General features: G+C 45.2%; 22 protein-coding genes. 19 read left to right on the top strand and 3 right to left on the bottom strand.

Annotated features, from left to right (window positions below; all coding sequences use genetic code 11):
- Nucleotides 1-10: 10 nt before the first annotated feature.
- The 12 genes from dxs to NSQ57_RS14900 all read left to right on the top strand — a co-directional run bounded on the left by dxs (nt 11) and on the right by NSQ57_RS14900 (nt 12,586).
- Complete coding sequence (gene dxs / locus NSQ57_RS14955; protein ID WP_318627127.1) at nt 11-1,909, top strand: 1-deoxy-D-xylulose-5-phosphate synthase; 1,899 nt, start codon at nt 11-13, stop codon at nt 1,907-1,909.
- A 76-nt stretch (nt 1,910-1,985) separates the two neighbouring features.
- Nucleotides 1,986-2,837 carry a TlyA family RNA methyltransferase gene (locus NSQ57_RS14950; protein WP_029517267.1) on the top strand — a complete coding sequence of 284 codons (852 nt, stop codon included), beginning with the start codon at nt 1,986-1,988 and terminating at the stop codon, nt 2,835-2,837.
- Between the two features lie 155 nt (nt 2,838-2,992).
- Nucleotides 2,993-3,469 carry a hypothetical protein gene (locus tag NSQ57_RS14945; protein WP_340955807.1) on the top strand — a complete coding sequence of 159 codons (477 nt, stop codon included), beginning with the start codon at nt 2,993-2,995 and terminating at the stop codon, nt 3,467-3,469.
- Between the two features lie 16 nt (nt 3,470-3,485).
- Complete coding sequence (argR, locus tag NSQ57_RS14940; RefSeq protein WP_013310809.1) at nt 3,486-3,935, top strand: transcriptional regulator ArgR; 450 nt, start codon at nt 3,486-3,488, stop codon at nt 3,933-3,935.
- A 58-nt stretch (nt 3,936-3,993) separates the two neighbouring features.
- Nucleotides 3,994-5,712: a DNA repair protein RecN gene (gene recN / locus NSQ57_RS14935; RefSeq protein ID WP_342424983.1), complete on the top strand. Its 1,719-nt coding sequence runs from the start codon at nt 3,994-3,996 to the stop codon at nt 5,710-5,712.
- Between the two features lie 123 nt (nt 5,713-5,835).
- A complete protein-coding gene (gene spoIVB, locus NSQ57_RS14930) occupies nt 5,836-6,996 on the top strand; it encodes a SpoIVB peptidase (protein ID WP_069012724.1) in 1,161 nt (386 codons plus the stop codon).
- Nucleotides 6,997-7,212: 216 nt separating this feature from the next.
- The gene (gene spo0A, locus NSQ57_RS14925) at nt 7,213-8,016 is read left to right on the top strand and encodes a sporulation transcription factor Spo0A (protein ID WP_029517271.1); all 804 of its coding nucleotides are present in this window, start codon (nt 7,213-7,215) and stop codon (nt 8,014-8,016) included.
- Nucleotides 8,017-8,395: 379 nt separating this feature from the next.
- On the top strand, nt 8,396-9,145 hold the full coding sequence (locus NSQ57_RS14920) for a class I SAM-dependent methyltransferase (protein WP_342424982.1): 750 nt from the start codon (nt 8,396-8,398) through the stop codon (nt 9,143-9,145).
- Nucleotides 9,146-9,445: 300 nt separating this feature from the next.
- Complete coding sequence (locus tag NSQ57_RS14915; RefSeq protein ID WP_342424981.1) at nt 9,446-11,146, top strand: methyl-accepting chemotaxis protein; 1,701 nt, start codon at nt 9,446-9,448, stop codon at nt 11,144-11,146.
- A gap of 113 nt (nt 11,147-11,259) precedes the next feature.
- Entirely contained in the window at nt 11,260-11,487 is a 228-nt protein-coding gene (locus tag NSQ57_RS14910; protein ID WP_342424980.1) for a hypothetical protein, read from the top strand.
- Nucleotides 11,488-11,501: 14 nt separating this feature from the next.
- Nucleotides 11,502-11,813: a hypothetical protein gene (locus tag NSQ57_RS14905; protein ID WP_342424979.1), complete on the top strand. Its 312-nt coding sequence runs from the start codon at nt 11,502-11,504 to the stop codon at nt 11,811-11,813.
- Nucleotides 11,814-12,181: 368 nt separating this feature from the next.
- Entirely contained in the window at nt 12,182-12,586 is a 405-nt protein-coding gene (locus NSQ57_RS14900; protein ID WP_069012721.1) for a hypothetical protein, read from the top strand.
- A gap of 106 nt (nt 12,587-12,692) precedes the next feature.
- Here the strand turns inward: NSQ57_RS14900 and NSQ57_RS14895 are convergent, their stop codons facing one another.
- Together NSQ57_RS14895 and NSQ57_RS14890 are read right to left on the bottom strand one after the other, a co-directional pair.
- Nucleotides 12,693-13,469 carry a sporulation protein gene (locus NSQ57_RS14895; RefSeq protein ID WP_029517278.1) on the bottom strand — a complete coding sequence of 259 codons (777 nt, stop codon included), beginning with the start codon at nt 13,467-13,469 and terminating at the stop codon, nt 12,693-12,695.
- Nucleotides 13,470-13,640: 171 nt separating this feature from the next.
- Complete coding sequence (locus NSQ57_RS14890) at nt 13,641-14,237, bottom strand: thymidine kinase (protein WP_029517279.1); 597 nt, start codon at nt 14,235-14,237, stop codon at nt 13,641-13,643.
- A 208-nt stretch (nt 14,238-14,445) separates the two neighbouring features.
- Between NSQ57_RS14890 and NSQ57_RS14885 the strand changes: the two genes are divergently transcribed.
- From NSQ57_RS14885 to lipB, 6 genes are all read left to right on the top strand, one after another.
- Nucleotides 14,446-14,679 carry a hypothetical protein gene (locus tag NSQ57_RS14885; protein ID WP_165147045.1) on the top strand — a complete coding sequence of 78 codons (234 nt, stop codon included), beginning with the start codon at nt 14,446-14,448 and terminating at the stop codon, nt 14,677-14,679.
- Between the two features lie 126 nt (nt 14,680-14,805).
- The gene (lpdA, locus tag NSQ57_RS14880; protein ID WP_069012719.1) at nt 14,806-16,227 is read left to right on the top strand and encodes a dihydrolipoyl dehydrogenase; all 1,422 of its coding nucleotides are present in this window, start codon (nt 14,806-14,808) and stop codon (nt 16,225-16,227) included.
- Nucleotides 16,228-16,367: 140 nt separating this feature from the next.
- Nucleotides 16,368-17,396, top strand: coding sequence for a thiamine pyrophosphate-dependent dehydrogenase E1 component subunit alpha (locus tag NSQ57_RS14875; RefSeq protein ID WP_029517281.1), 1,029 nt, complete (start codon nt 16,368-16,370; stop codon nt 17,394-17,396).
- A 2-nt stretch (nt 17,397-17,398) separates the two neighbouring features.
- Nucleotides 17,399-18,385, top strand: coding sequence for an alpha-ketoacid dehydrogenase subunit beta (locus NSQ57_RS14870; protein WP_029517282.1), 987 nt, complete (start codon nt 17,399-17,401; stop codon nt 18,383-18,385).
- Nucleotides 18,386-18,472: 87 nt separating this feature from the next.
- Nucleotides 18,473-19,864: a dihydrolipoamide acetyltransferase family protein gene (locus NSQ57_RS14865; protein WP_340932510.1), complete on the top strand. Its 1,392-nt coding sequence runs from the start codon at nt 18,473-18,475 to the stop codon at nt 19,862-19,864.
- 45 nt (nt 19,865-19,909) lie between these two features.
- Entirely contained in the window at nt 19,910-20,608 is a 699-nt protein-coding gene (gene lipB, locus NSQ57_RS14860; RefSeq protein ID WP_029517284.1) for a lipoyl(octanoyl) transferase LipB, read from the top strand.
- A 120-nt stretch (nt 20,609-20,728) separates the two neighbouring features.
- Here the strand turns inward: lipB and prli42 are convergent, their stop codons facing one another.
- Complete coding sequence (gene prli42 / locus NSQ57_RS14855; protein ID WP_023989226.1) at nt 20,729-20,833, bottom strand: stressosome-associated protein Prli42; 105 nt, start codon at nt 20,831-20,833, stop codon at nt 20,729-20,731.
- A gap of 85 nt (nt 20,834-20,918) precedes the next feature.
- Between prli42 and NSQ57_RS14850 the strand changes: the two genes are divergently transcribed.
- On the top strand, nt 20,919-22,052 hold the full coding sequence (locus tag NSQ57_RS14850) for a tripeptidase T (RefSeq protein ID WP_029517285.1): 1,134 nt from the start codon (nt 20,919-20,921) through the stop codon (nt 22,050-22,052).
- The last annotated feature ends 11 nt before the right edge of the window (nt 22,053-22,063 follow it).

Raw genomic sequence — 22,063 nt, 5'->3', positions numbered from 1 at the left:
GGAGATATGCGTGCTGCTTCCACACATAAAGCAACCAGGCGATCTGAAATCACTGTCGGTTGAGGAGTTGACTTCTCTAGCCGAGGAAATCAGGAGCTTTTTGATTGAGAAGCTGTCCGTGACTGGGGGGCATCTGGCATCGAATCTGGGAGTGGTTGAGCTCACGATCGCCCTGCATTATTGCTATAACAGTCCGAAGGACAAGATGATTTATGACGTTGGGCACCAAGCCTACGTACACAAAATATTGACAGGGCGAATGGACCGTTTTGATACACTTCGTCAGCGTGATGGACTTTGTGGTTTTGTAAAAAGAAGTGAGAGCGAGCATGATGTTTGGGAAGCCGGTCATAGCAGCACTTCTCTGTCGGCCGCAATGGGAATGGCTTTGGCTCGAGATTTGAAGGGCGAGGACAATAAAGTCATTGCAATGATCGGAGACGGCGCGCTGACTGGGGGGATGGCCTTCGAAGCGTTGAATCATATCGGACATGAGCGCAAAAATTTAATGGTCATTCTGAATGACAACGAAATGTCCATAGCACCTAATGTAGGGGCCATGCATAATTATTTGAGCAAAATCCGCTCGGACCGTCATTATTTGCGAGCAAAAGATGAGCTGGAAGTTTTGCTGAAAAAAATACCCGCGATCGGCGGTAAACTTGCCAAATCGGCTGGCCGTGTCAAGGACAGTCTTAAATATATGATGGTGCCTGGTGTACTGTTTGAAGAGTTGGGACTTACGTATCTCGGTCCAGTGGACGGACATGATTTGCCGAAGCTAATCGAAACCTTCCAGCAGGCTGATAATGTCACTGGCCCTGTATTGGTGCATGTCGTAACCACCAAGGGCAAGGGCTATAAACCTGCGGAGGCAGATTCACACAAATGGCACGGGATCAGTCCTTACAAGATTGAATCGGGCCAGGTACTCAAAGCTGTGGGTAATCCGATGTATACGGAAATTTTCGGCCGAACGCTGATTGAGTTGGCTGAGCAGGATGAGCGCATCGTTGCGGTCACACCTGCTATGCCTGGTGGATCAGGACTGGTACCGTTTAGTAAAGAGTTTCCTAGCCGTATGATTGACGTCGGTATTGCTGAACAGCATGCAGCTACCATGTGTGCTGCGTTGGCAATGGAAGGGATGAAGCCGGTGTTTGCGGTGTATTCCACTTTTATGCAGCGTGCTTATGACCAAATTGTGCATGATATCTGTCGTCATAATGCGAATGTGATGTTCGCGATTGACCGTGCAGGTTTTGTTGGGGCTGACGGGGAAACTCATCATGGCGTGTTTGATGTGGCATTCTTACGTCATATCCCCAATCTTGTGCTTATGATGCCAAAGGATGAGAACGAGCTACGTCATATGATGAAAACAGCGCTCGACTATGAAGATGGTCCAATTGCTTATCGTTACCCACGTGTTAATGTGGTTGGCGTGCCGTTGGATAAAGAATTACAGGCTATTCCCATCGGCAGTTGGGAGCTCCTGCGTAAGGGTGAGGGCTTTGCTGTAATTGCATCAGGACCGATGCTCCAGGTGGCGACAGAGGCTGCGGAGGCGATGAAACGGGAAGGTTTGCAAGTGGGCGTCGTGAATGCTCGTTTCCTGAAACCTTTGGACGAGGATATGTTGCGTGAGCTGGCTCGTCAGCATACGAAGCTGATCGTATTGGAAGAAGCTTCTGAAGCAGGAAGCTTGGGTAGCGCTGTACTGGAATTTTACGCTAAAGCCGAAATACAAGAGGCACAGGTGCGCCTAATGGGGATTCCCGATCTGTTCGTGGAGCATGGCTCCATCAAAGAGCAGCGTGCTGAAGTAGGTCTCACCATTGAAGATGTATGCTTAAAGTTGCGTAAATGGGCTGCTGAGCCAGCATATGGCATGGGACAATCTGTATAGGGTAACTTGAAGTGAAGACCATGACGTTTATAAAAAGTATGACAAGAGCAGCCTGGCTGCCTAAAGGGAGATTAACATGTCTGTTCCGAAGGAACGCATTGATGTATTACTTGTAGAACAAGGCTTTTTTGAAAGCCGTGAAAAAGCTAAAGCTGCGATTATGGCTGGGCTAGTGCTGGCGGACAGCGAACGGATCGAGAAGGCGGGGATGAAGGTACCACGCGCCAGCGAGCTTAAAGTTAAGGGTTCGGTGCATCCGTATGTAAGCCGTGGAGGATTGAAGCTGGAGAAGGCCATCCGTCAATTTGAGCTGGATATGAAGGGCAGGACAATGCTGGATATTGGCTCGTCCACTGGAGGTTTTACGGATTGTGCGCTTCAGCATGGAGCTGAATACGTATACGCCATTGATGTGGGTTATAACCAGCTGGATTGGTCGCTTCGTAATGATGAACGAGTATGCGTAATGGAGAAAACGAATTTCAGATATATGACACCCGCGGATTTGAATGGTTCCGTGCCGAATTTTGCTAGTATTGACGTTTCCTTTATTTCATTACGTATTATTTTGCCCCCGTTGCTTGCCTTGTTGCATCAACCTGCTGATATTGTAGCTCTAATCAAGCCGCAATTCGAAGCTGGACGCGAAAAGGTCGGAAAATCCGGTGTGGTCCGTGATCCTGCTACGCATAAAGAAGTGTTGCAGACCATTCTGATGTTTGCACATGAGCTTGGACTTACGCTGCAAGGTTTGGCTTATTCGCCTATTACAGGTGGAGAAGGCAATATTGAATTTTTAGCGCATTGGCGTTTGGATGGGTTTCCTGCTGCAGAATCGCAGCTGGAGAAGATGGATTTCAGACCACTGATTGAACGTACCGTTCAGGAAGCAGGTCAGACTTTTAATAATGGTCCATCGCGTAAGTAACATTCAGGGGTTCTCCATGAGTTCTGTGAACTTAAGGGAACCTCTTTTTGGTGTGAGGGATTGATTATAGAACTCACGTTCGCCTATAATGAGATGTACAAAGGAAAAGGGATTTTACATCTTGTCCTAGAATATGTCCATGAGGTGATCGGTCCATGGACACAAGATATGATACGGTTATCATCGCTGTGATCGGGGTGATATTAGGAATATGGGCTTTGTATAGCCTACGTGCCTGGTTGAAGGAGCCAGAGCCGCTTGTGCTAAAGACGATACCGATTAACGAGGACTTGGACGAAGGACCTGCCACAGACCTACTCGAAGAAGCAGGATATGAAGTAGTGGGCGGGAAGATGAAAATACCGCTTGCTTTTAAAGTGAACGGACATACCGTGTATAGCCGTTTGTTTATAGACTACGTGGCTGTACGAAACGGTTCGACATATATGGTCAAAACGTCACGCCGCAAGAAACCAATGGAGTGGAGTGGTCCTGATTTAAGGGACAGGCTCATGCCGTATTTATTGCTCTATCCGGGTTGCGCGGGTGTATTGTACGTTGATACGGACGAGCGAAGTATTCGCCTTATTACATTAGTGGAAGACCTCGTAGAAGAGGAATATGAAGGTTAATCCATAGGAGGATTATATGAAGGGTCAACGACATATTAAAATTAGGGAAATTATTTCACAACATGAGATTGAGACGCAGGATGATCTGGTTGAAGCATTGCGTAAGGCTGGTTTTCAGGTCACGCAGGCGACCGTATCGCGTGATATCAAGGAGCTACTGCTCATCAAGGTCCCAATGGACGATGGCAGATATAAATATTCGATGCCTTCAGATCAGCGCTACAATCCAGCCCAGAAACTGAAACGTACGTTGGTTGATAACTTTTTGCATATTGACTACACAACCAATCTGATTGTGATGAAGTGTCTGCCGGGAACAGCCAACTCGATTGCTGCTTTATTGGACAATATTGAATGGTCCGAAATTATGGGTACGATTAGCGGAGATGACACCATTTTGATTATTTGCCGATCGGAAGAAAACAGCGAAGCTATCGTGAATCGTCTTATGGGCTACATTTCCTAATTATAATGGCTACGCATATTAGGCGTTTTAATTTGTACATCATAGAGGTGAAAGAACGATGCTGGTCACTTTGTCTATACGGAATTTGGCGGTCGTAGAGGCCGTCGATGTTCATTTTTATAAAGGGTTTCATGTGTTGAGCGGGGAAACAGGTGCTGGTAAATCCATTATTATCGATGCGCTTGGGCTAATTGCAGGCGGTAGGGGCTCTGCTGATTTAGTACGTTACGGTTGTGATAAAGCAGAGATGGAAGCCTTGTTTGAACTGCCAGTAAAACATCCCGTTTGGAATACACTTGAGGAACAAGGGATTAAGGCTAATGCGGAGGAGCATTTGCTAATTCGTCGTGAACTTACGGTTCAGGGAAAAAGCTCTTCTCGAATTAACGGCCAGATGGTTAATTTAACGATGCTGCGTGAGGTAGGTGAACAACTCGTCAATATACACGGGCAGCATGAGCATCAAAGCCTGCTACGTGCAGATCGCCATCTGGCGCTGCTGGATACGTTCGGTGATTCGGTGATCGGTCAGGTCAAAACGCTTTATCGGGAGCGTTACAATGCTTTTGTCAAAGCGGAAAAAGAAGTAAGAGAACTGCAAAGCTCCAGTCAAAAGGCTTATCAGCTTTTGGATATGTACCGATTTCAACTAGAAGAGATCGCTGCGGCGGAGTTGAAATTGGGAGAAGATGAATTATTGGCAGAAGAACGGGTCAAGCTATCCCATAGTGAGAAAATGATGGATGGGATATCAGGAGCATACGAACTCTTAAGCGGCAGAGGTGGACTGGATACGATCAATAACGTGTTGTCCAGATTGAACGATGTCCAAAACTATGACAGCAAAAGCCTTCAGCCCATTGCAGAGCAGATTCAGTCTGCTTTTTACCAGTTGGAGGACGCAGCATTCCAATTACGTTCTTATCGTGAGGATATTGAATTTAATCCAGGCAAGCTGCATGAAGTGGAACAACGTTTGAATCAAATTACCGGATTACAGCGAAAATATGGTGATAGTATAGAGCAGATTTTGGAATACTATAGCCGTATTGAGCAGGAAACCGATCTGCTGGAAAATAAAGATGAGCGGCTGGAGCAGCTCATTGCAAAACGGGACGAGTTGCTGTCCGATTTGCTTGAGATTTCGGAAGAGCTTACAGAAGCACGTGAAATTTGCGCTGAAGAGCTTGCAGAGCAAGTGGAGCAGGAGTTAAAAGACCTACAGATGGAAAGAACGTCACTCAAGGTGCGCATTGATCCAATTGAAGATCCACGCGGATATGAGTACAAAGGTCTGAAGGTAAGACCTACCAAGCAGGGCATTGATAATGCTGAATTTCTTATTTCCCCTAATCCAGGTGAGCCATTACGTCCACTTGGTAAGATCGCTTCAGGCGGTGAGCTATCACGTATCATGTTGGCGATGAAAAGTATTTTTGCGCGTCATGATCAAATTCCAGTACTCATTTTTGACGAGGTGGATACTGGGGTGAGTGGTCGTGCAGCTCAATCCATTGCCGAGAAGCTATATCGTTTATCTTCCGTTTGTCAGGTGTTCTCCATTACTCATTTGCCACAGGTGGCATGTATGGCAGATCATCAGTACCTTATTGAGAAAAATGTTCATGACGGACGGACCATGACTCAAATTGAGGGACTTACGGAGGACGGGCGTGTTAAAGAATTGGCACGGATGCTGGGCGGTGTGGAAATTACCGAAAAAACATTGCATCACGCACAGGAAATGCTGAATTTGGCGGAAGGAAAGAAAGCCTGAAAAGAGCGGCCGGCGTAATGTTTAACAGTTATAAAAGCCTGGGGGCAAGGTTACCTTATAGGTACGCAATTGGCGACCACCTTTACTCGTCAAGCGAAAGAAGCAAAGGGAGCGTGACAGCCATTGAATTTTTACTCCAGGATCAAATTGCTCGGTCTTTTGCTTGTTTTTCTTATGTGTTCTATCGGTAACGCTCAGCATGTGCAAGCAGCGCTGCCTCCACAAGCTTCTTTGGATTTGTTCGGTTCTAAAAGCGTGAGGACAACCCAAGAAAGTGTAATTCCCGATTTAAAAGTATACCCGGGAGGGCAGACGATTGGGGTTAAAGTAAAATCTTCAGGAGTGCTTGTCGTCGGTCACCATATCATTCAGGAAAGTAATGATCGTAAGGTATCACCTGGTGAAACAGCGGGGATTCGCCTAGGGGATCGGATTACACACATGAACGGCAAACCACTCAATAGCCTGGCAAGGGTTGCTGAAGTAGTAGACGAAGCAGGTAAGAATAAAAAGGCGCTCGACATTACGCTTTGTCGAGGTGAGCAGACCATTTCCACCAAGTTAACACCAGCATATGATCAGGATGATAAAGCATGGCGGCTTGGGTTGTATATTAGGGACTCGGCTGCAGGTGTAGGTACATTAACGTTTTACGCACCAGACCAAGGTGTATACGGGGCCTTGGGCCACGTAATTACCGATATGAATACCCAAACCCCTATTGTCGTGGGAAGCGGAGAGATTGTGCAGTCCAATGTGACATCAATTGCGAAAAGCCAAAGTGGGGAACCAGGAGAAAAACGCGCTCATTTTCTCAAAGATCATCGGGTATTAGGAAATATTGAACGAAATACGAATTTCGGAATCTTTGGGAAAATGTCAGATGAGCCGCAATATGGATTGTATTCGACTCCTATTCCGGTGGCTCTTGCGAATGAAGTAAAGGAAGGACCTGCAGAAATTTTGACTGTACTGGAAGGTCAACAAATTCAGCGGTTTCAGGCGGAAATTGTACACATTTCTCAGCAGGACAAACCGGCAACCAAAGGACTTGTGATTCGTATTGTAGATCCAAAGCTGTTGGATAAGACCGGGGGAATCGTGCAAGGAATGAGCGGTAGTCCGATCATCCAAAATGGTAAGCTTATCGGGGCTGTAACACATGTATTTGTGAATGATCCTAAATCAGGTTACGGTTGTTTTATCGAATGGATGCTGCGCGATGCAGGAATCATGCAGAATAACGTAAGCTTAAAATCATCTTCTAATCTTAAGGCGAGCTAGTGGCCTTAAGATTTTTTTGTCGAAAAGCAGGGGAATAGCTCATAATTGCAAGATAAAGAATCAATTATAATAGAAACTATAAAAAAAATAAATAAAAATAATTTTCGACAGAAGGAATTCATAATTCGATGTCGAAATCATATACTCCGACAAGAAATATTTATATACTGTAAACAGATATCACAATGGAATATCACTCAATGAGGAGGAAGTACATTGCAAAAAATTGAGGTATTGTTGGCTGATGACAACCGGGAATTTACGAATTTGCTTGCTGAATATATTTCCGATCAGGAGGATATGGAAGTTACAGGAATCGCCTATAACGGCGAAGAAGTGCTCCAACGCATCGCAGAATCCCGCAACATACCTGATGTACTTATTTTGGATATTATTATGCCTCATCTGGATGGTCTGGGTGTATTGGAGCGTTTGAGAGAAATGAACCTGACTCCACAGCCGAAAATCATTATGCTGACTGCATTCGGTCAAGAAAATATTACACAGAGGGCCGTACAGCTCGGGGCATCTTATTATATTTTGAAGCCGTTTGACATGGAAGTGCTGGCTAACCGTGTTCGCCAATTGGTGGGACCTCAGTTAGTTAACAGCAGTCCGGTGACCATTTCATCCATGCGGTCCAACGTTGTACCTATGGGTAAGACGAAAAACCTGGATGCCAGTATCACGGCCATCATACATGAAATTGGTGTACCAGCTCACATCAAGGGCTATCAATATTTACGTGAAGCCATTACGATGGTGTACAATAATATCGAAATTTTAGGAGCCATCACCAAAACATTATATCCGGCAATTGCCGAAAAGTTCAAAACGACGGCATCTCGCGTAGAACGCGCCATTCGTCATGCTATCGAGGTAGCATGGACCCGCGGAAATATCGACAGCATTTCACACCTGTTCGGTTACACCATTAATATCAGTAAGTCCAAACCAACCAATTCAGAGTTCATAGCGATGGTGGCAGATAAGCTGAGAATTGAGAACAAGGTGTCCTGAAAGGGCCAGAATGATTGATGAAGCAAGGAATTCTTGGGTTTTGACGTTTATCAATGATAATTGTAGGGACGGCTACGAATCTCCACAACAGCCGTCCCGATACCGATATACTTCTGAATAGTGGACAACTAATACCGCCTTTTTATTGGTTCTTCCAGACACCAGTAAAGGAGCGGTATTTTTTATAATTAAAACAATCTTTCAAATGAGGTGAATCGGATGTCTTTCCGTACTGTTCGAAGTATTTAGTTTCCGGGTTGGAAAAAACGCGTACCAGCCGTCAAGGGGGGAGTCTATCCTTTTGACTAAACAAACTAAAATTTTGAATATCGGTCTGCTAGCCCGTAGCTTTTATCCTTATTTGGAAGGTGAAAAGTAAATGAATTCAATAGAGTATAAAGAGTTTTATGATAAGATTGGAAAAATCAACGGATGGGATTTCAGTAACGTGAAATGTATCTCCAAAGGCGTAAAATGGGACTTCTACAATGAAGTAGCGAAGACATGCAAGAAGTCGGACATATTGCTTGACATCGGTACTGGCGGCGGGGAAGCCATTTTATCAATAGCAGATTCTGCATTACTTCTAGTTGGGATTGACTATTCCACCGGAATGATTGAAACAGCAACCAAGAATTCTGCTGAATCAGACATAGCAAATGTTCGTTTTCTCCAGATGGGTGCTGAAAATCTAAATTTTCCTGAGAACTTCTTTAATGTAATCTCTTCTCGACACTCATGTTTTTATGCAAAAGAAATAGAAAAGGTGTTAGTAAAGGGTGGTATGTTCCTGACACAGCAAGTAAGCGAAAACGACAAATTAAATATTAAAGAAGCGTTTGGAAGAGGACAGGCATGGGGTGCTAAGAAAGACTCGTTAAAAGCTAAATATATTACGGAATTAAGTGATGCGGGCTTTAACGACATACAGTCATTTGAATTCAATGCAACCGAATATTATCAGACTCCTGCAGACTTAATATTTCTCTTGAAATACACTCCAATAGTTCCTAACTTCGGAGAAAAAGAAATTGATTTTCAAATACTCCAACAATTTATTTTGGAAAACCAAACCGAAATAGGAATAAGGACAAATTCAGAACGATTTATGGTGATTGCTAGGAAGTAAAACATAAAGAGATACCCGTTTTGGGTATCTTTTTTTTAAACTTAGAAGTTTGATGCAATAAGTGAATAAAGATTTGCAGCATCTCTCTTGCTATATATGACGGTACAATTGTTGGGAATTATAAAACATAATACTCTACAAGAGGTATATAATATAAACCTGAATTAGTTCCGCTAACCATCACAAAGAAAAATTTTCCTTTTGTAGACAGTTCTGAAATTCTCTTTAATTTTGATATAAACTATGTGTCGTTTCTTGTCGATATAGTATCTAATATAAAGAGAACTGAGGAGCGAATATATGAAATTTAACATTCGAACAAAATTGATATTGGGTTTTCTTGCGGTAATAATATTATTGATTGTCATTAGTACAACATCTATCTCAAAAATGAAAAATTTAGGCGACACTTCGATGGAAATAGATAGCCATTGGATGCCAAGTGTGACTATCCTGGGAACACTAAATGGTGATATATCTGATGTAGAGCGGATCTCATTAAACATTATTGTAGAACGCGACGCGGAGGAAATGGAGAAGGTTCAGGCCGAATTTGATAAGGTTCTAAAAAAGGTTGAGGACGGCCGAAAAACATACGAAAAATTAATTGCTACCCCTAAAGAACGCGAAATGTATGAAGAATTCTCCAAAAATTATACGGAGTATTTGGCTAAGTTGCCAGAAGTGATTGAAGCGGGTAAAGCTAATGATTACACTCAATCAAGCATCCTTCATCAAGAGTCCTATAAGTTATGGTATAGTTCAAACGATATGATCAGTCAGCTCATTAAATTGAATGCAGACGGATCTAAACAGACTACGAAAGAAGCTGTTGATAACTTTATTTCAGGGAGACAATTGGTCATCGTTTTGAGTATAGCAGCCGTTATATTAGCATTGATCATGGCAATCATCATAGCCCAAATCATTTCTAAACCTATCTTGCGGATCAGTCGTGCTGCTGAAAGTATTGCATCGGGTGATCTTACAAGTGAAGCTATCGATGTGAAGGGCAAGGACGAGATCAGTACATTGGCACATTCCTTCAATGTTATGGTTGAGAACCTTCGTGAACTGATTCAATCTGTGAGTAAGACGACTGAGTTGGTAACCACTTCCTCAGAAGAATTGACGGCCAGTGCAGAGCAAAACAGCCAAGCTTCTGCACAAATAACCGAAACGGTGCAAGAAGTAGCTACTGGAACAGGAGACCAGGTGGATATGGTGACGAAATCGTCCCAAGCTATTGAGGAAATGTCTATCGGTGTTGAGCAAATCGCCATCCGCGCGCAAAATGTATTCGCATCTGCGCAAGATGCAGCCCATAAATCGGCTGAAGGTAACCAGATGATTCAGCAGGCAGTTACGCAGATGAATGCCGTGAATGATTCCATGAATGGATTAGCAGATCTCATGGGTGGATTGGGAGAGCGCTCAGACGAAATTGGCAAGATCATTGATGTTATCACCAATATTTCTAGTCAGACCAACCTTCTTGCCTTGAACGCTGCGATTGAAGCGGCCCGCGCAGGGGAACATGGTCGCGGATTTGCTGTAGTTGCAGGCGAAGTTCGCAAGTTGGCCGAACAATCAGCTCACTCTGCTCAACAAATTACGGAGCTTGTGGGATTGATTCAAAAGGATACTTCCCATGCAATTGAGGCGGTAGCATCCAACGGGAAGGATGTCATGACAGGGCGTGAAGTTGTACAAAATGCAGGCGCATCCTTTGAACTCATTCAGGAAACCGTAAATAAAGTGGCCAGTGAAATTGAAGAGGTTTCTGCCGGATCAGAACAAATGTCTGCAAGTACTGATGAGATTGTTGGTTTTGTCAGACAAATTTCAGCAATTGCTGAAGAGGCTGCAGCCGGGACACAGCACGTGTCTGCTGCGACTCAAGAACAACTGGCATCGATGGAGGAAATTGCTTCCTCTGCAAGAAACCTGTCCAAAATGGCAGAAGATCTGCAAGGGCAAATTGGTAAATTCAAAGTATAATTCATATACTGCTTTTTATGTCTCAGAGGAATAGCTGCTCTATTGTGAGCGGCTTTTTTCTGTTTTTTATTAATACATTGCAATTAAAGAGTGGAGATAAGAAGAGCCTGTAATTGGAACGATATGATATAATGGTGGGAAATTCTTTGGGTTGGAGTGACATCATGGACAATAAGACTGAACTTAAAGCAAGTGACCTACGTCAGTTAGCGATAGATAAAATCATAGCCACACCATTTTTGAATAATTTTAAGTATCTGAAAAGCAGAAAAGTTTTGAAAAAAGACACCAAGGAATTTATATTTGAATTTATTTTGGTGCGACTAAATATGGTGCATTAAAAGTTTATATTATCGTGGAATCCAAAAAAATAAAAAAGAAGTATAGTACGGGGGCTTGTTTTCAGAGTGAGTTGATTGCTCTGACCAAGAAATATACGGGAAACAGGGATTACCTTGTGTCCACAGAAGCAGAAAGAGAGCGCGTGATCCAAGAGATTATTGAAGATATCTACACTTTCGCGTTGCCTTTTTTCAAGCGATTTGAACATATAGAAACACTAGCAGAACGAGTACATAAGTCAGGTTTTTTACCGCATCGCAAACGCTTTGATAAGTTTAATCCGTTGACGAAAAGATTCATTGATTTTTATTATCAAGGGGAGTAATGTAGCCATCTGAGGCATTTTTGTTCTTGTTCTCACCATTGAGCAGTAGATAAGCATTTTGATAAGGAGAACGATTTCCATAGAGTAGATATTATCGTTTTTCAAAAGGATGATGTACAATTTGTAAAACGGTCAATGTACTCCTCAGGAGAAGATGATTTACCTAACATGCTCAATTTCTTGCTAAGAGGCGAGTCGGATGTTGCATTGGAGGGTACGGTTTTTATGTGGGTAGGCATTGGATGAACAGCACAAAGGCTGTACACACGGGTATATTTTAATGAATAAAACTATAGGCTAAGTCATCGCATTGAACGGGCTAGTGGTATTAACCCAATTGATTCTGAAGCAAAGGCGGGGATGAGAGCATGTGGAATAGTCTGACTTGGGTGTTCTTCGGCGTGTTGTTGGTGGCATTGGGTTGGATTGTTAAAGCAAGGCGTAATCGCAGCAGCAACAAACAAGTGAATGAACAGCGGGGCAGTAATGTCGTTGAATTTCGTCCTCGTAAGTCTGCTCGACAATCCCGCACTGGAAATGAATCTAAGTCTAAAGGGTCTTCCGGTTCACGCGTGAATACAAAAGCAGCAGGTATTCAGGCCCAAACTGGATTTGGACTGTCTGACTCAATCCAGGGCACTGGCAAGCAAAAATGTTCCTTTTGTAAAAAAGAAGAGAAATTAACCTTCTATGCGGATGACAATGGATCGCTGTATGGGGTCTGCAAAGAGTGTAAGCATAAGGCGGAAAGACAAGATATGTTGCCACTTTAGTCTATACAGACTGTTGAGGACCATCATTAAGAGAATTCTTAAACTAATAAAAACTCCCAACCCATGTAGTAATTGGTTAGGAGTTTTTTGCCTATGTTCTACATTGTTATCTAAGTTGCCTGTCAATTAATTCCTCAAGCGCATCTGCTATGTGATCTGGTCCATAGGATAGCTCTTCCCGGCTTAAGCTCAACCAGGCATGACGCTCATCCATATCAAAGGCACTCTCCAGCCAGCCAGACAACCCTCTGCCCCTGCGGTCTACTTCTACAAGCACATGCACACCCTCGGGTTCCAACTGCATAACCAACTCTAGTTCCTCGATATCCCGTGCATATTCCGAGCCGGGCGTAAATTCAAACTCCTGCACGAATGGAACACTGCGTCCAAGCTTGGGGTGACGTTCGCATGAGGAGGAGCGGAATCGGAAACCCAACAGGTGAACCGCCTCAAACACTGTATTCATATAGGGATGTGGCTCAATTTTGAGTGAATCACGATCGGTCGGGTCCAAAGCCATGCCAATATCTAATGCTGTTTCCAGCCAGACGGGCTGTTTGGCGTGAGTAACAGGAGTTTCCAACGGCAATCTGAAGGAAAAAGGAATTTCAAGCTCTTGTCCTTGCTCTAGATGAAAGCCGTCAGATACCTTAATTCGTGCAATGCAGCAGGTGGTGGTAGTTTTTTTATCATCGTGCTCCACGATATATTCAGTCTTGAGCTCGATGTCAATTTTGCCGATTTCCTGATCAATTTTGCCGCCTTTGATGCGCATGACGCCACTAAGTTCTTCCCCAGGCACATATACGGCTTGATCCACCAGCGTATCGACTTTAGCTGAACCGATTCCTGCGCTTGCTAAGATTTTGTTAAAGAAACTCATTATTCCTTCCCCCCATATAATCTCATGGTCATGATATACAAACGAAGACTAAAAACTTGTACAGCTTAACCGGATATACGGGGGAATGATTCGAATCGTTCCAAAAAAATGCAAGAAAAAAGTCACTGGTACTCACGTAGGCATATTGCAGTTTGTCGATCCATCTGTCTACTAATCGCAGTTCACTTTATGAGGAGGTATAAAGCAATTTCGACAACGAGGCTCATAAGCCTCAGAGTCGCCGATCATCACAATAGGTCCCACAGTGGAAGGTTTACCATTTACCATACGTTGCGTAAATACTGCTTCCGAGCTGCCACATACAGCGCAAAAGGAAGTCAGCTTCTCGATGTCATCCGCCATGGCGAGCAGACCACCGACATAGCCGAATTCCTTGCCTCGGTAATCCAGATTCAGCCCATCGGCAATGACATGCTTGCCGCAATAAGCTAGCTCTTGTACGAGCGACATAATATGACGACTGAAAAACTGGACTTCGTCAAAGGCAACCACGTCGGCATCTTGTGTTTCTTGCAAAATACGCTGAACGAGCTCATCTGTGAGTTTTCTGGGGATAGAGATAGCGGGCAGCCGATATCCGATCCGGCTTACTATTTCGTCCTCGGCATAACGATTATCTTCAGCGGGTTTGTAAGCGACCACTTTACGATGCCCGTATTGGATTAGTTTTTGACAGCGGCGAATCAATTCGCCGGATTTTTCACTGAACATGGGGCCTGTAATAATCGTAATTCGTCCTGTAGGCAAAGCGAATTCCCCTCTCTCTAACATGTACATAACACTGTTAATCTTCTTCTCCGAAAGAAAACGCCATTATAGATTACCATAACCAGCCGTATACAGACTAGAGAAAATATATTGATTTTCGACATGTTTTTGTATGTCCATTCCTAAAACGTAAATGTGGTCGTCATTGCTCTGCCGCCGCGGGCATGATATGGTGAAGCGTAGTGGAATGAAGGGAAGAGTGAAAGGCATGGACGAAAAAAATACGGATTATAGTGCCAAAAAAGGAGCATTACTGGAGCAAGGACTGATTAGCCCGCAAGCTATAGAACTCATCACTGAGCTGGAGACAGAGCTGAACTTTCTGCGCAAGCAAAATGAATCATTTCGCAAGGCGCTGCGAGCCAAATCAGCACAAAGTTCAAGGATGTCTACCAAATTACGAGATGCGCTGTATGAATGATATGGAAAGAGATCTGGATTAAATGGTTAACTTTTTTGTAGCCTATGCCTAAACGCTATATTTTGTACAGTGAAATAAAGAGAGTACAATAAGCTATATATAATCAATTGTTAATGGAGGAGAAACATGACTATACATTGTGATGTCGCTATTTTGGGTGGAGGAACCGGGGGGTATGTAGCAGCTATTCGTGCCGCCCAGCTTGGCAAAGAAGTGGTTATCATCGAAAAGGACAAGCTTGGCGGAACCTGTCTGCACCGTGGTTGCATTCCGAGTAAGGCCTTGCTGCGCAGTGCGGAAGTATATGCGACAATTAAGGAAAGTGCACAATACGGTATTGAGACATCGGGAGCACAGCTTGTATTTCCCAAGGTTCAGGAGCGTAAGGAAGCCGTTGTGGAGCAGTTGCATCAGGGCGTTCAATTTTTGATGCGTAAAAATAAAATTACGGTGCTGAGCGGTAAGGGACGCGTGATTGGGCCGTCTATATTTTCTCCAAAAAGCGGGGCAGTTGCTGTGGAATTAGAAGATGGCGAGATGGAGACGATTGTTCCTGCACATCTCATTATTGCAACGGGATCACGCCCGCGTGTGCTGTCCGGGCTAGAGCCAGATGGCGAATTTATTCTGAGCAGTGACGAAGCGTTAACGATGGAGGAGCTACCCGCATCCCTGATTATCGTGGGCGGTGGTGTGATTGGCGTGGAGTGGGCTTCCATGCTAAATGATTTTGGCGTAGAGGTTACGGTGGTTGAAGCCGCGAATCGCCTCATCCCCACGGAAGACGAAGACGTTTCGCGTGAAATGCAGCGCTTGTTAACCAAGCGTGGTGTCAAGGTGCTGACGGGTTCACAAGTGCTGGCTAAAACATACGGCAAAGATGAGGAAGGCGTACAGATTGACGTGCAAAAAGGGGAAGAAACCGAAACCCTCAGCGCTTCCAAATTGCTCATTTCTGTAGGGCGTCAGGCCAATGTGGAAAATATCGGGCTGGAAAATACGGATATCCGCGTAGAGCATGGCTTTATCTCGGTTAATGAGCATTTGCAGACGAATGAGCCACATATTTACGCCATTGGAGATTGTATCGGCGGCTTACAACTGGCGCATGCGGCAAGCCATGAAGGTTTGCAGGCGGTTCATCATCTGGCGGGCGAAGAGTTTCACAGTGTACCTAACCATCTGATTCCGCGGTGTATTTATACACGGCCTGAAGCCGCGAGCGTCGGCTTAACGGAGCAAGAAGCCCGTGAGCGTGGACATCAGGTGAAGACAGGGAAATTTCCTTTTCAAGCTATCGGAAAATCGCTAGTATACGGCAGTCGGGACGGCTTCGTCAAAGTAGTGGCCGACGAGAAGACCCATGATATTCTCGGTGTACATATGATCGGTACGCATGTGACGGATCTGATCAGCGAGGCCGCTCTTGCGCAACTGCTGGATGCTACGCCGTGGGAAGTCGGACAGCTTATTCACCCGCATCCGACGTTGTCGGAGATTTTGGGAGAAGCGATGTTGGCCGTTGATGGACAGGCGATTGGCATATAGACCTTTCAAATAAATCGGTGCTTTTCTTTTTGGGCAGAAAAGGATTATAATGGGGTTAGCCAGAGTTTAGTACCAGGTTTTAAGACAAGATGGTACTAGGTACTGGAAGTAGGATGTTTGACACTTAAGGAGGTGCCTCAATGAGTTCTAAAGGCGCTGTAGACGCTGGCTTCAGACATGAGCAGCTGGGACTTACTCACGGACAAGTTATTGATATGTACAGATATATGTTGCTCGCAAGAAGATTTGACGAGCGCAACATGCTCCTGCAACGGGCAGGGAAAATTAATTTCCACGTTTCTGGCATTGGACAGGAGGCGGCACAAGTAGGTGCAGCTTTCGGCCTTGACCGGGAAAAGGACTATTTTCTTCCCTATTATCGGGATTATGGATTCGTGCTTGCGGTAGGAATGACGCCGCGCGAACTGATGCTGTCGGCATTTGCTAAGGCAGATGATCCCAATAGCGGTGGTCGCCAGATGCCAGGTCATTTTGGTAGTAAACGGCTACGTATTGTGACAGGCTCCAGCCCAGTAACGACACAGGTTCCGCATGCAGTGGGTGTAGCTTTGGCTGCCAAAATGCAGAAAAAGGATTTTGTATCATTTGTTACGTTTGGGGAAGGCTCCAGCAATCAGGGAGATTTTCACGAGGGCTGTAACTTTGCTGGTGTACAGAAGCTGCCAGTCATCATTATGTGCGAGAACAATCAATATGCGATATCGGTTCCGATTCATAAACAGTTGGCAGGCAAGGTAAGCGACCGTGCATTGGGATATGGATTCCCAGGGATTCGAGTCGATGGTAATGATGCGTTGGCCGTATATGCGGCGGTGAAAGAAGCACGGGAACGTGCTGTCCGTGGTGAAGGTCCTACGTTGATCGAAGCCATGATGTACCGTCTGTCTCCTCACTCCACCTCGGATAATGATCTGGCTTACCGAACCAAGGAGGAAGTGGATGAGAATTGGGCCAAGGATGGCGTAGCCCGTATGAAAAGCTACTTGATTGAATGCGGCATTTGGGATGAGGCCAAGGATGCGGATCTGTCGGCTGAGCTGCTGCTCGAAATCAAGGAAGCGATTGAATATGCAGATAATGCGCCTTTTCCAAAGCCCGAAGATACGCTGCTGCATGTGTATGCAGATAGCGATGGGGAGGGCCTGTAACGATGGCGATTATGGAATATATTGATGCGATTCGTCTTGCGATGAAAGAAGAGATGGAGCAGGATGAAACAGTTTTTGTATTAGGTGAGGATGTTGGGGTGAAGGGCGGTGTCTTTACAACGACAAAGGGACTGATGGACCAATTCGGTGAGCAACGTGTCATGGATACGCCATTGGCTGAGTCGGCTATTGCCGGGGTAGCGATTGGTGCAGCCATGTACGGAATGAAGCCGATTGCTGAAATGCAATATTCGGACTTCATGCTTCCGGCGACGAATCAGATTATTAGTGAAGCAGCTAAAATCCGCTACCGCTCTAACAACGATTGGAACTGTCCTGTTGTAATTCGCGCACCAATCGGTGGAGGGATCTTTGGCGGTTTGTATCACTCTCAGTGTCCAGAATCTATCTTTTTTGGTACGCCGGGTTTGAAAATTGTTGCTCCATTTACACCTTATGACGCAAAAGGATTGCTGAAAGCAGCCATTCGTGACCCTGATCCAGTGCTATTTTTTGAAAATAAAAAATCCTACAAGCTGATCAAGGGTGAAGTGCCTGAGGATGATTATATCGTTCCGATTGGCAAGGCTAATCTATTACGTGAGGGTGACGATATTACGGTCATCGGTTATAGCCAGCCTTTGCATTTTGTCATGCAGGCTGCTGAGGAATTGGAGAAGGAAGAGGGCATTACTGCACAGGTTGTGGATTTGCGCACACTCCAACCGCTGGACCGCGAAGCCATTGTTGAGGCTGCACGACATACGGGTAAGGTATTAATCGTGCATGAGGACAACAAAACGGGCGGCATCGGTGCCGAGGTATCGGCTATTATTAATGAGGAATGTCTGTTCGAGCTGGATGCACCGATTGAGCGCCTATGTGCTCCTGATGTGCCAGCCATGCCGATTAGCCCACCGATGGAGAAGTTTTATATGTTAAACAAGGATAAAGTGAAGGAAGCCATGCGCCGTCTTGCAATGTATTAATATAGGGAAGATTGGACGAAAGCATTCCAAAAGTGTAGTGGGGTAGCGGTAAAACGCGCCCTTCTATGATGTTAAGGAGTTGAAAAAATGTCAGACCAAACACAATGGAACGACGTGACCATGCCACAATTGGCAGAATCGCTCGTATCGGCGACAATTGCCAAATGGCTCAAACAACCTGGGGAAACGGTAGAGCAATTCGAGCCGATTTGCGAGGTTATTACAGATAAAGTGAATGCAGAAATTCCATCCACATTGGACGGCATTATGGGTGATCTGTTGGCAGAGGAAGGTCAGACAGTAGCGGTAGGTGAGTTAATTTGCCGTATTCAGACGAAGTCGGCTGCACCTGCAGTGGCATCAGGGGCGACACCTGTTGCACCAGCATCTCAAAGCACCGTACAAACACAAACTCAGCAGAGTGCTGGATCGGATCAGTCCATGAGAGGACGGTTTTCCCCAGCGGTGCAAACCCTGGCTGCTGAGCATAATGTGGACTTAAGCCAAGTACCAGGCACGGGCATGGGGGGACGAATTACCCGCAAAGACGTGCTGAATTATGTGCAGCGGGGCAGTTCCGCTGCCACTGGAGCATCTGGACAGCCGACTGTGACGGCAACAGGACAAGGCTCTCCTTTTGCAGGAAGACAGCAGTCTGCCCCTCAGTACAGTACACCGATTCAAAATATGGACCCTGCTATTCCGGTTCGTAACAGTGGGATTCATTTGACGGAGGCTCCAAAAGCTCCTGTGATCGAAGTTGAGGGTGGCAACAATAACAGATCCGAGTATTTTATTGATGTTACACCCATTCGCAGTGCAATTGCTCGCAATATGCGACAAAGCGTTTCGGAAATTCCACATGCATGGACGACGATTGAGGTGGATGTGACCAATCTGGTGATGCTCCGCAACAAGATTAAAAACGAATTTAAGCAAAAAGAAGGAATTAATATTACGTATCTGGCTTTCCTCATGAAAGCAGTCGTGAATGCAATCAAGGAATATCCGATTATGAATTCGGTCTGGGCAGTGGATAAAATTATCGTCAAAAGAGACATCAATATTTCGCTAGCCGTGGGTACAGAGGACTCCGTTCTTACCCCTGTTATTAAAAAAGCGGATCAGAAAAATATTGCTGGATTAGCTCGTGAAATTGACGATTTGGCACGTAAAACCCGGGAAGGCACGCTCAAATTGGACGACATGCAAGGCGGAACGTTCACTGTAAACAACACAGGCTCCTTTGGTTCCATTTTATCTTATCCGGTGATTAACTATCCGCAGGCTGCAATTCTTACCTTTGAATCCATTGTCAAAAGACCCGTGGTTATCGATGATATGATTGCAGTTCGCTCAATGGCTAATTTGTGCTTGTCGCTGGATCATCGTATTTTGGATGGAGTGATCTGTGGACGATTCTTGCAACGGGTTAAAGAAAATCTTGAAGGCTACACTTTGGATACGAAGCTGTACTAATCATCCGAACAGTTGAGGAAATGTACGGAGAGGAAGTGACAGGCCGTGAACAGACGACCGCTTGATGTAACCTATACGAATAGGATGGAATATGCCCATGCATGGGATGTCCAGAAGGAGATTGTGGGAAAGCTGGATGCGGGAGAGGCAAGAGAAACGCTTATGCTTCTCCAGCATCCACCGACCTACACGATTGGCTCTCAGCGGCATCCTGAGCATTTGCTCCTCACACCAGAGCAACTGAAGGAGCAGGGAATCAGCGTCTTTCAGATTGACCGTGGGGGAGACATTACATATCATGGGCCGGGGCAGCTTGTCGGATATCCTCTACTTATGCTCGGCAACCGGGAGGCGCTGAATCTGCATGGATACCTTCGAAGTCTGGAGGAAGTGATCATTCGGTTGTTGGCATCTTATGGGGTTGAGGGAAGTCGTAAGCCTGAATATACGGGGGTATGGATCGGGAATCTTAAAATTGCGGCCATTGGTGTCAAATTCAACAAGTGTAAGCACCGCCGGGGCTTCGTAACCAGCCATGGCTTTGCCTTTAACATCAAATCAGGGATACAGCATGAGGGCTTTGAGGGCATTGTCCCGTGCGGAATTCAGGAATACGGTGTGACATCATTGGAGGACTGCATACAGAAGCCTACGTCGGTGGAGCAGATTGCGAAGGAAATTGTACCGTACTTTGAACAGCAATTTTCATTTGCTGCGCAATGGCAAACGCATTCTTTCCAATAAAGGTAAGGCGGGCTATTGTGTATTTACACGGGAGCCCGCCTGTTTGCTTTACGTAACAGCTCGTCCACTCAAGGCTTCATAATGCCTTAGAGCAGCCGGATACCTTGAGCGGTATAGTTATTATAGTGGCATAATAAACGGCTCAATTACCATGAACAGTGTAGAACCAATCATAGCTGCGAGCATAATGTAGACGAAAAAACGAACCCATTTTTTGTTCGACATGTGTAACTCCTTTAGGATAGGTTTAAGTCATAGATAAGAACATCTATCCGTATTGTAGCGTAATCGGGAAAGAGAGGAAAGTTTAATGACAGTAAAAGTAGTAAAAGACCGAATCGTACAGGAATTTATGGAACTCGTACAGGTGGATAGCGAAACGAGAAATGAGCAGGAAATATCACGCGTCCTAAAAGAAAAGTTTAATGCTCTCGGGCTGGAAGTAATGGAAGACGATTCTCGTGAAAGAACTGGACATGGTTCAGGCAATCTGATCGTCACCTGGAAAGCGGAAGGTGTAGAGCAAGCACCCAAATTATTTTTTACCTGCCACATGGATACCGTTACTCCGGGTAAAGGCATTAAGCCGCAGTTGGGTGAGGATGGCTGGATTCGTAGTGACGGTTCAACGATTCTGGGGTCTGACGACAAGGCGGGAATTGCTGCTTTGTTCGAGGCGATTCGTGTCGTGCGTGAACAGAATATTCCCCATGGTCAAATCCAGTTCGTGATTACGGCTGGCGAGGAATCTGGTTTGATGGGGGCACGTGCGATGAAGCCAGACGTGCTAGATTCTGATTTCGGATATGCTTTGGATTCGAATGGTGAGGTCGGCTCTATTTGTATAGCTGCCCCCACGCAGGCACGTATTGAAATGAAGATTACTGGGAAGTCCGCTCATGCGGGGGTAAATCCCGAAGATGGCATTAGTGCCATTCAGGTCGCTTCTAAAGCAATTTCTAAAATGAAACTAGGACGGATTGATAAGGAAACGACCGCTAACATCGGCAGTTTTGAGGGCGGCGGCGCGACGAATGTGGTATGCGATTTTGTGTTGATCCGTGCAGAGGCACGTAGTATTGTGCAGGAAAAGGTTAATCATCAAATTCAGCATATGCGTGAAGCGCTGGAAACCACCGCACGCGAATTTGGTGCACAGGGAGAGTTCCGCAGTGAAGTCATCTATCCGGCATTCAGCTTTACGGAGCATGATGAAGTTGTACAGGTTGCACAACGTGCAATTCAAGGACTGGGACTGGCAACGCCAACCTTTCATTCCGGTGGTGGCTCAGATGCAAATGTGTTCAACGGGCTTGGAATTCCGACGGTGAATTTGGCTGTGGGCTATCAGAACATCCATACAACAGAGGAAAAGATCAAGGCCGATGACCTGGTGAAGGTTGCTGAAGTTGTCGTAGCTCTGATTCAAGAAACCACAAAATAAACTTGTATCAT

This window comes from Paenibacillus sp. FSL L8-0502 (assembly GCF_038593055.1).
Classification (GTDB): Bacteria; Bacillota; Bacilli; order Paenibacillales; family Paenibacillaceae; genus Paenibacillus; species Paenibacillus polymyxa_D.
The sequence above is the reverse complement of the archived record's forward strand: the minus strand, read 5'-3'. Positions and strand labels throughout refer to the sequence as shown.